Origin of the sequence: Bacillus sp. FJAT-45350, from assembly GCF_002335805.1 — a bacterium.
Taxonomy (GTDB): Bacteria; Bacillota; Bacilli; order Bacillales; family NISU01; genus FJAT-45350.
In genome coordinates, this window is sequence record NZ_NISU01000001.1 from 456,516 (window position 1) to 472,812 (window position 16,297).

Genomic DNA, 16,297 nt, shown 5'->3' on the forward strand with positions numbered 1-16,297 from the left:
CCCTACTCTTTAGTACAAAGGTGTAGGGGATTTTATAGTTCAAAGTAAAAGAGAAAACATAGAAGCAATTAATTGCTTGGAAAAAATTTTTTCCTGTTTCTGTCGTTGATATATAGGGAATCTTGTCGACTTAGTTAAACTTATTTATTTTACCTCGTGCATATTTTTTCCTACCGAGGAGATACTTTACTTGTACATCATCTCCTGTAAGGAGGGAAAGAATTGACACGAAATAAAGTTGAAATCTGTGGTGTTGATACGTCAAAGTTACCAGTCCTGAAAAATGCAGAAATGCGTGAGTTGTTTGAACAATTGCAGAGCGGGGACGAAAGTGCAAGGGAAAAGCTAGTTAATGGAAATTTACGCCTTGTACTAAGTGTAATCCAACGTTTCAATAATCGTGGAGAATATGTTGATGATTTGTTTCAAGTTGGTTGTATTGGTTTAATGAAATCCATTGATAATTTCGATTTAAGCCAAAATGTAAAGTTTTCTACGTATGCTGTACCAATGATTATCGGTGAAATTAGACGGTATTTACGTGATAATAACCCAATTAGGGTTTCGCGTTCATTAAGAGATATAGCATATAAAGCATTACAGGTACGAGATCAATTAATGGCACATAAGGCCCGTGAAAGTGAACCAACTGTACAAGAAATTGCAAAGGTGTTAAACGTCCCGAAGGAGGATGTCGTTTTTGCACTTGATGCCATTCAAGACCCAGTTTCTTTATTTGAACCGATTTATAATGATGGTGGGGATCCAATTTATGTAATGGATCAAATAAGTGATGATCGGAACAAAGATATTAATTGGGTAGAGGAAATCGCCTTAAGAGAAGCCATGATACGTTTAAACGATCGGGAAAAAATGATACTTAATATGCGATTTTTCCAAGGGAAAACCCAAATGGAAGTTGCTGATGAAATCGGTATTTCCCAAGCTCAAGTGTCAAGGCTTGAAAAAGCAGCCATCCAACAAATGAATAAACATGCTCAAAGCTAGCCTGCTACGTTGTAGCAGGCTTTATTTATGAGGCTGTAAATAGCTCGTAAAAGGAAATGGTAAAGCCCACCTCTCTTTAGTATATTCAGTACGGAGAACTCATATCATGTACTAACGTAGTAAAACCGTACGAATAAGCGAGAGGATGAGATAATATGTTAAAAGTTTCTGACCTTCAAACAAAAGATATTGTTAACGTAGATAATGGTAGGCGCTTAGGGAATTTAGGTGACTTAGATATAAATTTAGAAACGGGTGAAATTGATTCAATTATCATTTCTGGTACAGGAAAAATGATGAGTTTTTTTCAAAAGGAAGAAGAGGTGGTTATTCCTTGGAGTAATATTGTCAAAATTGGTTCGGATGTAATTTTAGTCCAATTACCAGATGCAGATTAACGATATTCTGACAAATGCCGACGATGAATTTAAACTCAGGTAGAAAGTCTTTAACTAGAATGTAGCAAAATATGATAAAATAGAGAAGATATCCTCGATTTTACTAGATGGAAGTGATTTTTTGTTACAAGATCCGTTTGCATTAAAGAATTCAAAATTCTTAACAATTCCATTATGGGAAAAGATGAATTGTCAGCTACAAGTTGGCTTTACTGTTAGGAATGAAGGGTATAGTTCTATTCCTTTTGAATCATTTAATTTAGGGTTACATGTCGGTGATCGTGATACTGATGTTGGTAAAAATCGTGAATTATTAGTGGAAGTACTTCATTCAACGTTAGAGGATATGGTTGTTGGGGAGCAAATTCACCAAGGTGAGATTGCGAAAGTATCTAATGTTCATAGAGGAGCAGGAGCGAAAAGCTTAGATTCCGCCATTAAAGGTGTTGATGGACTTTATACTTCTGAGAAAGATGTGCTATTAACAAGCCTTTATGCTGATTGTGTTCCACTTTACTTTTTTGCACCAACAAGTGGGTTGATTGGTTTAGCTCATGCAGGTTGGAAAGGAACGGTATCTCCAATAGGACCTAACATGATTGACATTTGGAACAACGAAAAAAATGTAGCAGTAGAAGATATTCACGTAGCAATTGGCCCTTCAATAAGTGGCTCATGCTATGAGGTAGATAGTAACGTCATCACTCATGTGGATACGCTTTGCGAAGCAAGGGGTCTACCATTGCCGTACCAAACGGTCAGCAATGGTAAATACCTACTAGATCTAAAAGAACTAAATAAGCAGTTACTATTAAATAAGGGTGTTCTCGAAAAAAATATTCTAGTTAGTCAGTATTGTACAGTGAAAAATAATAATTTATTCTTTTCCCACCGTAAGGAAAAAGGTAAAACCGGGAGAATGATGAGCTTTATTAGAGTTAGAGCGAAGTAGGGCAATGGCTCCGCACACTACTTTTAACAATCAGAAAACCACTGTTTGTTAAATTCAAAACAAGGTAGTGGCTATCCGCATTGCTTATAAGAAAATCGACAACGTCAATTTTCTTATTGAAAGGAGTGAGGTCGTTGACGGTTATAGAAAATTTACAACAAATAAAATCAGAAATAGCTGCTGCTTGTCAGCGAGTCAGTAGAGACCCAAGTGAGGTCAAAATTATTGCAGTAACAAAATACGTAAGTGTAGAACGGACAAAGGAAGCATTAAATGCCGGAGTCGAGCATATAGGCGAAAATCGAATTGAAGGGGGTCTAGAGAAGAAAGAATCTCTAGGCTCTATAGGTACATGGCACTTTATTGGTTCGTTACAATCAAAAAAGGTGAAAAAAATGATACATGATTTTGATTATATTCATTCTCTTGACCGATTGTCGCTAGCAGAGGAAATCGATAAAAGAGTTGAAGATGATAGAGTTGTAAATTGTTTTATTCAAGTCAATGTGTCAGGAGAAGAAACTAAAGCTGGATTATCACCTAATGATCTAACCGTATTTATTGAAAACTTAAAACAGTATTCAAAAATAAAGGTAGTAGGATTAATGACTATGGCACCGTTTGTTGAAGATCCAGAAGAAACTCGGACTGTATTTCGTCAGTTAAAAGAACTTCAAAAAAAGGTACAAACTATGAACTTTTATCATGCTCCGTGTAATGAGTTATCGATGGGGATGTCTAATGATTTTCATATTGCAGTAGAAGAAGGGGCTACCTATATACGTGTTGGTACTTCACTAGTAGGTAAGGAAGTCTAATAAGAAAGAGGGGAAGGTTATGGGAATGAAGTCTAGATTCAAACGTTTTTTTGAGTTGGAAGAGGACATGCAAGATTCACAAGAATATGTGTCAGAAGGACCTAGTGATAATGAATTTGAACAAAAGAGCTTGGAAAAAACAAAGGGACAAAATGTAGTAAGCTTACAAAGTGTTCAAAAATCAGCAAAGGTCATGTTAATGGAACCGCGAACATATGATGAAGTACAAGACATAGCGGACCAGCTAAAGAATAGAAAAGCTGTAATCATTAATTTACAACGAATGTCTCATGAGCAAGCGAAACGGATAGTCGATTTTTTAAGTGGAACAGTGTATGCTATAGGAGGAGACATTCAAAAGCTTGGAGTCGATATCTTTCTTTGTACACCAGATAATGTGGACGTGTCAGGAACGATTACAGAAATGATGCAACATGACAGATTTGATACATAGGTTGAAGGTGGTGATTGTTAGATGCAGAGTATAGGTGCATTGTTAGATTTTATTTTAGGAATTTACTCTTTTATGATTATTGGTTACATTCTAATGTCTTGGTTCCCAAATGCAAGGGAAACAAGTATCGGACAATTTCTAGGGTCCATGGTAGAGCCTTATCTTGCCCCGTTTAGAAAAATTATACCTCCGCTTGGAATGATTGATATCTCTCCAATTGTAGCGATTCTAGCAATTGGATTCGCTCGTACTGGAGTAAGGGCAATATTTGGATAGATGAGTATTTACCAACATTTTCGAGTTGATGAACACCCATTTATAGACCAAGTGCTTGAGTGGAAAGGGGAGGTTAGTCTAGCATATCAGATGAAACTTACTGACTTTTTAGACCCTCGTCAACAGCAAATCATTTCCTCTATCATCGGAAATGATGATGAAGTTCGCCTCTCCTCATGGGGAGGTACTCCTTATTCCGAGCGAAAACGTATTCTTCTATACCCTTCCTTTTTTGAGCTAAATGATGATGATTTTCAAGTATGTACATTTAATGTCGACTATCCGAGAAAATTTGTAACGATTGAGCATCGAGAAGTACTCGGCTCACTCATGTCATTAGGTATGAAGAGAGAAAAATTTGGAGATATCTTATTACATAACGATACGATTCATATTGTATTAGCTTCTGAAATAGCAGATTATGTTCAGTTAAATTTAGAGTCAATTGGACGAGCTAAAATCAAATTGAATCGAATTCCTAATTCAGAGCAAATTAAGTATATCGATGAGTGGGAGGAACAAGGAATAACTGTATCTTCCCTTCGTTTAGATTTGGTGCTTTCGGAAATTTACAAAACTTCTCGTTCGAAAATACTTCCTTATATTGAAAAAGGAGTTACCAAAGTAAATTGGAAAACGATAGAACAGCCTTCTTTTCAAGTAGAGGAACAAGACCATTTTTCAGTTAGGGGTTTTGGAAGAAGTAAATTAATTTCTGTTGATGGTAAAACTAAGAAAGATAAATGGCGACTTATTATTGGTAGAAAAAAATAAGGTATTTGAAGGAATTCGGATGTATTTGTCGAATCTTATAATGCTAGATAGTTGTTTGTTATTTCATATGGGGGTGAAATAAGTGCCTTTAACACCACTTGATATTCATAATAAAGAATTTACACGTGGCTTTCGTGGCTATGATGAAGATGAAGTGAATGAATTTCTTGACCAAGTAATTAAGGATTATGAATCTGTGCTGCGTGAAAAGAAAGAACTTTTTGAACGTGTGCAAGAATTAGATGGGAAGCTTGAACATTTCACTAATATCGAACAAACGTTGAATAAATCGATATTAATTGCACAAGAGTCTGCTGAAGAAGTACGAAGAAGCTCTCAAAAAGAAGCGCAACTTATTGTGAAAGAAGCTGAGAAGAATGCTGACCGGATCATTAATGATGCTTTAAGTAAATCAAGAAAAATTATGTATGAAATTGAAGAGCTTAAAAAGCAAGCATCTGTTTATCGTATGCGCTTTAAGATGCTTGTAGAAGCACAATTAGAAATGCTTGATACAGATGATTGGGAGAAATTAACAACAAAATCAAATGAGAGTGTAAGTGAACAGGAAGTAAGTGAGTGAAGTTAAGATAGTGCTTGACTAACACTTTTGACTGTCATATAATTTCTTTCAATTGAAAGTTACCACTTTTAATCAAAAAAACTAACATTTTCATAAGAAAAAAACAATGACAGGAAGAGTACCTTACTCAATACTTTACTAAGCGAATTAGGGTTGGTGAGAGCCTAATTAAAGAGAGAAGGGAAGATCCCCCTGTAGTTCCATACTGAACGTTTGCAAGTAAGCTATGGCGCATCATTCACGTTACGAGTGTGAAAGTGGACAAGCAATTTGGTCATGTTTGTTTAATAGGGTGGTACCACGGGTAACCTTCTCGTCCCTAAGATGGATGAGAAGGTTTTTTTCTGTGATTTTATAAAAAAATTTGGACATTACGTCCCCTAAAACACATAGGAGGTTTTTTTCGTGGAATACAAAGACACATTACTAATGCCGAAGACGGAATTCCCAATGCGTGGGAACTTACCGAATCGAGAGCCTGAGCTTCAAACAAAATGGGAAGAAATGAATATTTATGAGAAGGTACAAGAAAGAACAAAGGGACGTCCATTGTTCATTTTGCATGATGGTCCTCCATATGCGAATGGTGATATTCACATGGGACATGCCTTAAACAAAGTTCTTAAAGATTTTATCGTTCGATATAAATCAATGAGCGGTTTTAATGCACCGTATGTACCAGGTTGGGATACTCATGGATTACCAATTGAAACTGCACTTACAAAGAGCGGAAAAGTAAAACGCAAAGAGATGAGTGTAGCAGCCTTCCGTAAACTTTGTGAGGAGTATGCATTAAAGCAAATCGATCGTCAACGTGAACAATTTAAACGTATAGGTGTACGCGGTGATTGGGAAAACCCTTATATTACGTTAGATAAAAGCTATGAAGCTCAACAAATTAAAGTGTTTGGTGAGATGGCGAAAAAAGGCTTTATTTATAAAGGGAAGAAGCCGGTTTATTGGTCTCCATCATCTGAATCAGCATTAGCAGAAGCGGAAATTGAATATCAAGATAAGCGTTCACCTTCTATTTATGTCGCTTTCCCTGTGAAAGATGGCAAAGGTGTTTTAGCAGGAGATGAGCAGATTGTTATCTGGACAACTACTCCATGGACAATTCCTGCAAACCTTGGTATTTCAGTACATCCAGACCTTGAATATAGCATTGTAAAAGTTAATGATAAAAAGCTTATCGTTGCATCTGGTCTACTTGAAACACTCGTAAAAGATTTAGAGTGGGATGGTTATGAGGTAACTGGGACATTAAAAGGTGCTCAAATGGAAAACATCATAGCTAAACATCCAATTTATGACCGTGAATCATTAGTAATGTGTGGTGAACATGTAACGTTAGATGCTGGTACGGGTTGTGTACATACAGCACCAGGGCACGGCGAAGATGACTTTATTGTAGGTCAAAAATATGGCTTAGATGTTCTTTGTCCAGTTGATGATAAAGGTGTAATGACAGAAGAAGCTCCAGGGTTTGAAGGTTTATTTTATGATGAAGCCAATAAACCAATTACAGAAAAGCTTCAAGAAGTAGGGGCATTATTAAAGCTTACGTTCATGACTCACTCATATCCGCATGATTGGAGAACGAAAAAGCCTGTTATTTTCCGTGCTACTGCTCAATGGTTCGCATCCATTAAAGACTTCCGTAATGAGCTATTACAAGCTATTGAAGAAGTAGAATGGATTCCTACATGGGGTGAAACGAGACTTCACAACATGGTGAGAGATCGTGGAGACTGGTGTATCTCTCGTCAGCGTGCGTGGGGTGTACCGATTCCTGTCTTTTATGGTGAAAATAATGAAGCAATTATTACAGATGAAACGATCAACCATATTTCAAGCTTATTTAGAGAGCATGGTTCTAATATTTGGTTTGAGTGGGATACAAAAGACTTACTTCCAGAAGGATTCAAATCAGAATATAGCCCGAATGGTGAATTTACTCGTGAAATGGATATTATGGATGTTTGGTTCGACTCAGGTTCGTCTCACCAAGCAGTATTAGTTGAACGTGATGAATTACAACGACCAGCTGATTTATACTTAGAGGGCTCAGACCAATATCGTGGATGGTTTAATTCATCTTTATCAACTGGTGTTGCTGTATCAGGTAAATCACCATATAAAGGTATTTTAAGTCACGGATTTGCTCTTGATGGTGAAGGGCGTAAGATGAGTAAATCTATTGGTAATGTTGTTGTTCCAAATGATGTTATGAAGCAACTAGGTGCTGATATTTTACGTCTATGGGTTGCATCAGTTGATTATCAAGCGGATGTACGTGTTTCTGATAAAATATTGAAGCAGGTATCTGAAGTGTATCGTAAAATCCGTAATACGTTCCGTTTCTTACTTGGAAACTTACATGATTTTGATCCGAAAGTAAATGCTATTAAGAAAGAGGACTTATCAGAACTTGATTTATACATGCTTGTAAAACTGAACGATGTTGTGAAGAAAGCAAAAGATTCATACGACCTATATCAATTCTCTTCTGTTTATCATGCTGTACACAATTTCTGTACAATTGATTTAAGTTCTTTCTATATGGATATTGCAAAGGATACATTATACATTGATCATGCTGATAGTGAAGCTCGTCGTGGTATTCAGACTGTGATGTATGAAATCCTAGTGGCATTAACGAAACTTGTATCACCGATTTTATCTCATACAGCAGATGAAGTTTGGCCATTTATCCCAGGCTCAGAAGGGGAAAGCGTTCAATTGACTGATATGCCAGAAGTAGTTAACTTTGAAAATGTTGATGAACTAAAGGCGAAATGGGACAAATTTATGAGTGTTCGTGATGAAGTGTTAAAAGCACTAGAAACGGCTAGAAATGAGAAAACTATTGGTAAATCACTCACAGCATCAGTGAGACTTTATCCAAATGAGGAAACTAAACAATTATTAGACAGTGTTGGAAATCTTCACAAGCTTTTAATTGTTTCACATGCAGAGGTTGCAGATGATAAGAACAATGCTCCAGCAAATGCACAAGAATTTGACCAAGTTTCGATTGTTGTTGAAAAAGCTGAGGGAGAAACATGTGAGCGTTGTTGGATTGTTACACCTAAAGTTGGTGAAAACAAAGAACACCCTACATTATGTCCGGATTGTGCAACAACAGTGACGAATCATTATAGCTAATCAATTTAAGTAGGCTGGGACAAAAGGTCAAACGACCTTTTGTCCCAGCCTTTTTCCTTTTTATGTAATAATGCACTAAAGATTTTCTGGCTAACATAAAGAATGGAGGTCAAACTAAAAGGTGAGTAAATCAGTTTGCTCTGACTAAACAAAGAGGGGGAGTTTGATGAGTAACTATTCTCACCTAAAGCAGAAGCTGCAGGATAGAAAAGATAAGATAGAAGCTCGCTTACGTGAATCTGACCATTATGGTTTATCGGCAAGTGCTAGCTTCTCTACTGGTGAGTTATCTCAGTATGATAACCATCCAGCTGATACGGCGACAGAAACATATGAACGGGGAAAAGATATTGCATTACATGAACATCTTGAGCAAGAGTTAAAGGACTTAGACCATGCTTTAGAAAAATTTAAAAATGGAACATATGGTATTTGTGAAGTAACAGGAAAACAAATTCCAGTCGAACGATTAGAAGCAAATCCAACAGCGCGAACGGTCGTTGAGCAATCATCAGGTGCGATAAGTGAACATCGTCCAGTTGAAGAAGAGGTTCTAACTGGCTTTGACCAATTTAATTTTGATAATAGAGATGATGAGACACAGTTCGATGCAGAAGATGCATATCAATCTGTTGCTTCATTTAATGAAAACTCGATGATTTTTGAAGATGCATCACTTGATAAAACTGATGAATTAGTCGGTTATGTTGAAGAGTTAGAAGGCTTTGTCTCTACAGGGATTGAAGGTTATCAAGGGGATGAAAATGTAGAATTTCAACGTAATATTCATTATGATCGCTATTTAAATGATAAGTAGGGGGACACACCCCCTATTTTGTGCTAAGATAATAAAGTGAAAAAATTGGTTATTACATTTAACAGGTTGCTTATTAATAGACAATTATAGAAAAGAGAGATGGAGGAGCAAATGTTGTTGTATTATTTAATAGCGTTATTAGTTATTATATTTGATCAAATAACAAAATGGATTGTTGATACTTCAATGGTAATTGGGGAAAGAATATCAATATTAGATGGTCTATTATATTTCACGTCCCACCGAAATCAAGGGGCTGCATTCGGTATTTTACAAGGTCAAATGTGGTTCTTCTATATTATTACGGTACTAGTTGTAGGATTTCTTGTTTATTATATTCAAAAGGAAGCGAAAACGAGCCGTTTCTTAGGTATCATCTTGGGAGTCATTTTAGGTGGTGCGATTGGAAATTTTATCGATCGTGTTTTTAGGGGCGAAGTAGTCGACTTTATTGATGTTTATATTTTTACATATGACTTTGCAATTTTTAACGTAGCAGATATGGCTTTAGTTATAGGTGTAGGTTTACTTATTATTAAAATGATACTTGATGAGAGAAAACTAAAGGAGAAATAATTATGGAATTGTTTGAATGGACAGTAGATGAAGAAAATAAAAACGATAGAATAGATAAATTAATTACGACCAAACATGATGAGTGGTCAAGAACCCTAGTACAACAATGGATTAAAGATGGACATATTAAAGTTAATAATGAGCAAGTAAAAACTAATTATAAAGTACAAGTAAATGATATGGTTCTGTTAGAAATTCCTGAGCCTGAAATATTAGAAGTCACACCAGAAAAAATGGATTTAGATATTGTTTATGAAGATGCTGATGTGATAGTTGTAAATAAAGCAAAAGGGATGGTTGTTCATCCAGCACCAGGACATTATTCTGGCACTCTTGTTAATGGTCTTATGTACCATTGTAAAGACCTTTCTGGTATTAACGGTGTAATCCGCCCAGGTATTGTTCATCGCATTGATAAGGATACATCAGGGTTATTAATGGTAGCAAAAAATGACAAAGCACATGAGTCATTGGTAGAGCAACTTAAAGCGAAGACAACAAAAAGAGTGTATAAGGCAATTGTTCATGGAATTATTGCACACGAGCACGGAACAATTGATGCACCAATCGGCAGAGATAAAAAAGATAGACAAAGTATGACGGTAACTGAAGAAAATAGTCGTGATGCGGTTACACATTTTACTGTATTAGAGCGCTTTGAAAACTTTACGTATGTTCAATGCCAATTAGAAACAGGTAGAACACATCAAATTCGTGTTCATATGAAGTATATTGGGTTTCCATTAGCAGGTGATCCTAAATATGGACCGAAAAAGACACTTGAAATTGACGGACAAGCATTACATGCATCAGTATTAGGATTTACCCATCCTCGTACAGGTGAAGAAATGGTTTTTGAAGTACCTTTACCGAAAGAAATGGACGAGCTATTAGATAAATTAAGAAAATAAAGTTATTGACTTCTATGTCGAAATTTGAAATAATGTATTAAGAACTTAATAGGTCCTTTAACTACAGTCCCGTGAGGCTGAGAAGGAAGCGGAAATAATTTAATGGGTGAAGTGTACCTATTAGATAAAATTTGCATGGCTTTATCCTCTCATCAAACGCGGTGAGGGGATTTTTTATTATTGTGACCGCTTCTAACATCTAGTAGTACTAAAAAGTGAGGTGTTTATAATTATGAGTAAACGTGTGATTTTTGACGAACAAGCAATACAACGAGCAACTACGAGAATAGCACATGAAATTATCGAACGTAATAAAGGAATTGAAAATTGTGTACTCGTAGGAATTAAAACAAGAGGGATTTATCTTGCAAAGCGATTAGCAGAACGTATTGAGCAAATAGAAGGCATGAGTATTCCGGTTGGAGAAGTTGATATTACATTGTATAGAGATGATTTAACAGTGAAAACAGCTTCAGAAGAACCTTTATTAAAGGGTACTAATGTACCGATGGATGTAACGGATAGAAAAGTTATCCTAATTGATGATGTCTTATACACAGGCCGCACCGTACGCGCTGCCCTAGATGCATTAATCGATTTAGGAAGACCAGCTCAAATACAACTAGCAGTTCTAATTGATAGAGGTCATAGGGAGCTGCCAATCCGTCCAGACTATGTAGGTAAGAATGTCCCAACTTCAAAAGAAGAAATTATTGCAGCAAATTTAAAAGAAATTGATGAAGTTGATGAAGTAAGTATCAAACAGAAATAAAAGTGGTTCATAAAGATAAACACAGAGGATTTTAAGGGGGAACACACCAGTGGCTAAACAGCAAGAAGTAGGAATTCGAGTAATACCAAGAATAGATAAATGGCTTACTTTAAGTCTTCAGCATTTATTTGCAATGTTTGGTGCAACAATTTTAGTACCATTCTTAGTAGATTTAAGTCCTGCAGTAGCGTTAGTTTCAAGTGGATTAGGTACACTAGCGTATTTACTCATTACAAGAGGACAAGTTCCAGCATACTTAGGTTCTTCGTTTGCATTCATTGCTCCAATAATAGCGGCAACTTCGTTAGGTGGACCAGAAGGAGCAATGGTAGGGAGCTTCCTAGCTGGTCTTGTTTACGGGTTAGTCGCACTGTTAATTAAAGCAAGTGGAATCAACTGGTTGCTCAAATTATTACCGCCAATTGTCGTTGGCCCTGTTATTATGGTTATCGGGTTAGGGTTAGCTGGAGTAGCGATTGACATGGCTATGAACAACCCCGTAACAGGAACATATGATACGCAGTTCTTTATCGTAGCACTAGTCACTTTAACGATTACAGTTATAGCATCAATGTTCTTTAAAGGATTTTTTAGCTTAATTCCAATTATGTTTGGAATCGTTGGTGGTTACTCGTTTGCCTATGTACAAGGATTAATCGACTTTTCTCCAGTTAGTGAAGCTGCATGGTTCGCGATGCCAAACTTTATAGTCCCTTTTGTAACATATAGTCCTTCATTCTCGTGGGAAATTGCATTAATTATGGTTCCGATAGCAGTAGTAACAATCTCAGAACATATTGGTGACCAAATGGTGTTAAGTAAGGTTGTCGGGAAGAACTTTATTGCAAAACCAGGGTTACACCGTTCCCTTTTCGGTGATGGAGTAGCAACAATGATTGCTTCATTCTTAGGTGGACCACCAAATACTACTTACGGAGAAAACATTGGAGTTATTGCGATTACGAGAGTTTATAGTGTGTTCGTCATCGGTGGAGCAGCAGTACTTGCAATTTTCTTCGGATTCATCGGTAAAATTTCAGCATTAATTACTACGATACCAACAGCGGTAATGGGTGGAGTTTCAATCTTACTTTTCGGTATCATCGCATCTTCAGGTTTACGCATGTTAATAGATAATAATATCAACATTGGTTTAAAACGTAACTTAATTATTTCATCAGTTATCCTAGTCATCGGTATTGGTGGTGCGTTCATTCAAGTAACAGACACAATTCAAATTGCTGGAATGGCATTAGCGACAATTATCGGTATTGTTTTACATCTTATATTGCCTGGGAAAGAAGAAAGCTACGGTAAGAAACCAATGTTTGAAATAGAAGAGACAAATTCATAAGCAATCCCTTTAAAATAAGTACAGAGAGACTTAAAAGGGTGTTTAGAAGGAAAAGTATTCAGTACGTTTGATTACTTCTGCTTTGTTACACCCTAAGAATAACTCTTAGGGTGTTTTTTAAAAAATGTACACAGCTTTTTATTTTACATATATGAGAGGGAGATGGCTCATGATGCACCTACTAACTATGCCCATGCTAGATACGGAGGAAATACATTACATCTTACACGAAGCTCAATCATTTTTAAATGGAGAGCGCTGGCAGCCCAATAAAGAAACATTTGTTACAAATTTATTCTTTGAACCAAGTACACGTACGAAATTTAGTTTTGAAGTAGCTGAAAAAAAATTAGGCTTACAAGTGCTAAATTTTGAAGCTCAAACGTCAAGTGTTCAGAAGGGTGAAACACTATATGACACTGTGAAAACGTTAGAAGCGATAGGTACAAATATAGTTGTCATTCGTCATGAGCAAGACCACTATTACGATGAACTCGTAGATAAAATTAATATCCCAATAATAAACGGAGGCGATGGATGTGGGCATCATCCAACTCAATCATTATTAGACTTACTTACAATCAAACAAGAATTCGGCTCATTTGAAGGATTAAAGGTAGTAATCGTAGGGGATATTCGTCATAGTCGTGTCGCGCGTTCGAATGCAGAAGTTCTCCATCGTTTAGGTGCTAGCGTTTGGTTTTCTGGTCCAAGACAGTGGATTGATGAGACACTGCAATATGGACAGTTCATTGATATCGACGATGCTGTTGAAATGGCAGATGTGATGATGATGCTACGAATTCAACATGAGCGTCACGCAGTAAAAACGGTCACAACAGGAAGCTACCATGAAAATTTTGGTTTAACAATAGAAAGAGAAATGAGAATGAAAAAGGATAGCATTATTATGCATCCTGCTCCTATTAATAGGGGAGTGGAAATTGCTGATGAACTAGTCGAATGCCCTCGTTCAAGAATTTTTAAACAGATGACAAATGGGGTAGCTGTAAGAATGGCAGTTTTAAAAAGAGCGATAGAAAAAAGCGGAGGTGCACGTTAATGAATATGTTACTTAAAAATGGAAAAATCATTGATGGAAATGGTGAATTAGTTCAAAGAGATGTTTTAGTAAAAGGAAATAAAATTGAAACGATTGGTGAGAATTTGTCGATAGAGGCTGAAAAAACAATCGATGTGAATGGTCAGCTTGTTATTCCAGGAATGATTGATTTACATGTTCATTTACGTGAACCTGGTGGGGAGCATAAAGAAACAATTGAAACAGGAACACTATCAGCAGCACAAGGTGGTTTCACAACGGTTGCTCCAATGCCTAACACTAGACCAGTACCTGATACGAAAGAGCAAATGGAATGGCTACAAACCCGAATTAAAGAGACGGCTCACGTACGCGTATTACCATACGCTTCTATTACAATTAGAGAATTAGGTCAAGAATTAACGAACTTTGCTGAATTAAAAGAAGCTGGAGCATTTGCTTTTACTGATGATGGTGTCGGTGTACAAAGTGCGGGCATGATGCTAGCAGCAATGAAGGAAGCAGCTAAAGTTGATAAGGCAATTGTTGCACATTGCGAAGATAACACACTAATCAATAAAGGCTCAGTTCACGAAGGAACATTCTCAGAAAAACACGGAATTAACGGTATTCCTTCTGTATGTGAATCAGTTCATATTGCTAGAGATGTGCTATTAGCCGAAGCGGCTGGGGCTCACTATCATGTATGTCATATCAGTACAAAAGAGTCTGTCCGTGTAGTACGTGACGCAAAAAAAGCAGGTATTAAAGTAACAGCAGAAGTAACACCACATCATTTATTACTTTGTGATGAAGATATTCCTTCATTAGATACTAACTTTAAAATGAATCCACCTTTACGTGGAAAAGAAGATAGAGATGCATTAATTGAAGGTCTTTTAGATGGCACAATTGATTTTATCGCGACAGACCATGCACCACATTCTGCTGACGATAAAGCGCAATCAATTCAACTTGCACCATTCGGAATTGTTGGATTAGAGACAGCATTCCCACTTTTATATACAAACCTAGTAGAAAAAGGTGTTATAACGTTAAAGCAATTAGTTGATTGGTTAACTGTTAAGCCGGCAGAAACGTTTAACTTATCATACGGTAAATTAGAAGAGGGAGCACTTGCTGACATTGCTATCATAAACCTAGATAACGAAGAAGCAATTAATCCTGATAACTTTGCATCAAAAGGAAAGAACACACCATTTACAGATTGGAATTGTAAAGGATGGACAACGACAACAATTGTTGATGGGAAACTAGTTTGGGAGAAGAAAGGGGTAGCAAAATGAAACGACAATTAATTTTAGAAGACGGTACAGTATTTGTTGGTAAAGGCTTTGGCTCTGAGGAAGTAAAAGAGGGAGAAGTAGTTTTTAATACAGGAATGACTGGCTATCAAGAAATTTTATCAGACCCTTCATATTGTGGACAAATTGTTACATTGACATATCCATTAATTGGAAACTATGGTGTGAATAGAGATGACTTTGAATCAATTGTACCAGCAGTTCATGGGTTAATTGTAAAAGAAGCAGCAGTACATCCTAGCAACTGGCGTTGTGAAGAATCAATTGATGAACTGTTAAAAGCAAAAGGTATCCCAGGGTTAGAAGGAATTGATACAAGGAAATTAACTAGATTAATTCGTAAACATGGGGCATTAAGAGGAAAGCTTTGCAACATGGATGTAAACGTAGAATCAGTTGTTGCAAGCCTTCAAGATGTTTTATATACAGACCAAGTAGCTACAGTATCAACAAAAGATCCATACCATGCTCCAGGTCGAGGTCATCGTATTGTTTTAGTTGATTACGGTGCAAAACATGGAATCTTACAAAATTTAATTCATCGTGACTGTGATGTGGTAGTTGTTCCTTATAACGCAACAGCTGAGGAAGTATTACGTCTACGTCCAGATGGAATTATGTTAAGTAATGGACCAGGTAACCCAGTACATGTACCAGAAGGAATTGAAATGATTCAATCATTACTTGGGAAGGTTCCTATTTTCGGAATTTGCTTAGGTCATCAATTATTATCATTAGCTTGTGGAGCAACTACAAGCAAGCTGAAATTTGGTCACCGTGGTTCAAATCATCCAGTAAAAGAAATTAAAACAGGTAAAATCGACATTACATCACAAAACCATGGGTATACGGTTGACCCTGAGTCATTAAAGGATACTCGTTTAGAAATGACGCATATCTCTGTAAATGATGGAACGGTTGAAGGAGTTTCACATTTAGATTATCCAGCATTTAGCGTTCAATATCATCCAGAAGCATCTCCTGGACCTGAAGATTCAAACCATTTATTTAACGAATTTATTGAAATGATCGAAGCACATAAATCTACGAAGGTAAAAGGCTAAGGGGG

17 protein-coding genes and 1 other annotated feature are annotated in these 16,297 nt (G+C 36.6%); all 17 genes read left to right on the plus strand.

All coding sequences use genetic code 11. The features are described from left to right. The first annotated feature begins 222 nt into the window (after positions 1-222). Complete coding sequence (gene sigG / locus CD003_RS02290; RefSeq protein ID WP_096199271.1) at positions 223-1,008, plus strand: RNA polymerase sporulation sigma factor SigG; 786 nt, start codon at positions 223-225, stop codon at positions 1,006-1,008. A 155-nt stretch (positions 1,009-1,163) separates the two neighbouring features. Continuing rightward, a complete protein-coding gene (locus CD003_RS02295; protein WP_096199272.1) occupies positions 1,164-1,406 on the plus strand; it encodes a YlmC/YmxH family sporulation protein in 243 nt (80 codons plus the stop codon). Positions 1,407-1,527: 121 nt separating this feature from the next. Beyond that, a complete protein-coding gene (gene pgeF, locus CD003_RS02300) occupies positions 1,528-2,358 on the plus strand; it encodes a peptidoglycan editing factor PgeF (protein ID WP_257008143.1) in 831 nt (276 codons plus the stop codon). Positions 2,359-2,492: 134 nt separating this feature from the next. Continuing rightward, positions 2,493-3,176 (plus strand): YggS family pyridoxal phosphate-dependent enzyme, encoded by a 684-nt coding sequence (locus tag CD003_RS02305; protein WP_096199273.1) that lies wholly within the window; start codon positions 2,493-2,495, stop codon positions 3,174-3,176. A 19-nt stretch (positions 3,177-3,195) separates the two neighbouring features. Continuing rightward, positions 3,196-3,630: a cell division protein SepF gene (locus CD003_RS02310; protein WP_096199274.1), complete on the plus strand. Its 435-nt coding sequence runs from the start codon at positions 3,196-3,198 to the stop codon at positions 3,628-3,630. A 21-nt stretch (positions 3,631-3,651) separates the two neighbouring features. Beyond that, positions 3,652-3,906: a YggT family protein gene (locus tag CD003_RS02315; RefSeq protein ID WP_096199275.1), complete on the plus strand. Its 255-nt coding sequence runs from the start codon at positions 3,652-3,654 to the stop codon at positions 3,904-3,906. Then, positions 3,907-4,680 (plus strand): YlmH family RNA-binding protein, encoded by a 774-nt coding sequence (locus CD003_RS02320; RefSeq protein WP_096199276.1) that lies wholly within the window; start codon positions 3,907-3,909, stop codon positions 4,678-4,680. Between the two features lie 82 nt (positions 4,681-4,762). Continuing rightward, the gene (locus CD003_RS02325; protein WP_096199277.1) at positions 4,763-5,263 is read left to right on the plus strand and encodes a DivIVA domain-containing protein; all 501 of its coding nucleotides are present in this window, start codon (positions 4,763-4,765) and stop codon (positions 5,261-5,263) included. Between the two features lie 97 nt (positions 5,264-5,360). Next, positions 5,361-5,587: a binding site (T-box leader), on the plus strand. 81 nt (positions 5,588-5,668) lie between these two features. Then, complete coding sequence (gene ileS / locus CD003_RS02330) at positions 5,669-8,431, plus strand: isoleucine--tRNA ligase (RefSeq protein ID WP_096199278.1); 2,763 nt, start codon at positions 5,669-5,671, stop codon at positions 8,429-8,431. Positions 8,432-8,597: 166 nt separating this feature from the next. Beyond that, positions 8,598-9,248, plus strand: a complete 651-nt coding sequence (locus CD003_RS02335; RefSeq protein WP_096199279.1) for a TraR/DksA C4-type zinc finger protein — start codon at positions 8,598-8,600, stop codon at positions 9,246-9,248. Positions 9,249-9,347: 99 nt separating this feature from the next. After that, entirely contained in the window at positions 9,348-9,824 is a 477-nt protein-coding gene (lspA, locus tag CD003_RS02340) for a signal peptidase II (protein WP_257008144.1), read from the plus strand. Positions 9,825-9,826: 2 nt separating this feature from the next. Beyond that, the gene (locus CD003_RS02345; protein ID WP_096199281.1) at positions 9,827-10,735 is read left to right on the plus strand and encodes an RluA family pseudouridine synthase; all 909 of its coding nucleotides are present in this window, start codon (positions 9,827-9,829) and stop codon (positions 10,733-10,735) included. Between the two features lie 232 nt (positions 10,736-10,967). Further along, positions 10,968-11,507: a bifunctional pyr operon transcriptional regulator/uracil phosphoribosyltransferase PyrR gene (gene pyrR, locus CD003_RS02350; RefSeq protein WP_096199282.1), complete on the plus strand. Its 540-nt coding sequence runs from the start codon at positions 10,968-10,970 to the stop codon at positions 11,505-11,507. 49 nt (positions 11,508-11,556) lie between these two features. Continuing rightward, positions 11,557-12,861 (plus strand): solute carrier family 23 protein, encoded by a 1,305-nt coding sequence (locus tag CD003_RS02355; RefSeq protein WP_096199283.1) that lies wholly within the window; start codon positions 11,557-11,559, stop codon positions 12,859-12,861. A gap of 169 nt (positions 12,862-13,030) precedes the next feature. Then, positions 13,031-13,924 (plus strand): aspartate carbamoyltransferase catalytic subunit, encoded by an 894-nt coding sequence (locus tag CD003_RS02360; protein ID WP_142302828.1) that lies wholly within the window; start codon positions 13,031-13,033, stop codon positions 13,922-13,924. Next, on the plus strand, positions 13,924-15,210 hold the full coding sequence (locus CD003_RS02365; protein WP_096199285.1) for a dihydroorotase: 1,287 nt from the start codon (positions 13,924-13,926) through the stop codon (positions 15,208-15,210). The genes CD003_RS02360 and CD003_RS02365 overlap by 1 nt, the downstream gene beginning before the upstream one ends. Next, positions 15,207-16,292 (plus strand): carbamoyl phosphate synthase small subunit, encoded by a 1,086-nt coding sequence (locus CD003_RS02370; RefSeq protein ID WP_096199286.1) that lies wholly within the window; start codon positions 15,207-15,209, stop codon positions 16,290-16,292. Before CD003_RS02365 ends, CD003_RS02370 begins: the two co-directional genes overlap by 4 nt. The last annotated feature ends 5 nt before the right edge of the window (positions 16,293-16,297 follow it).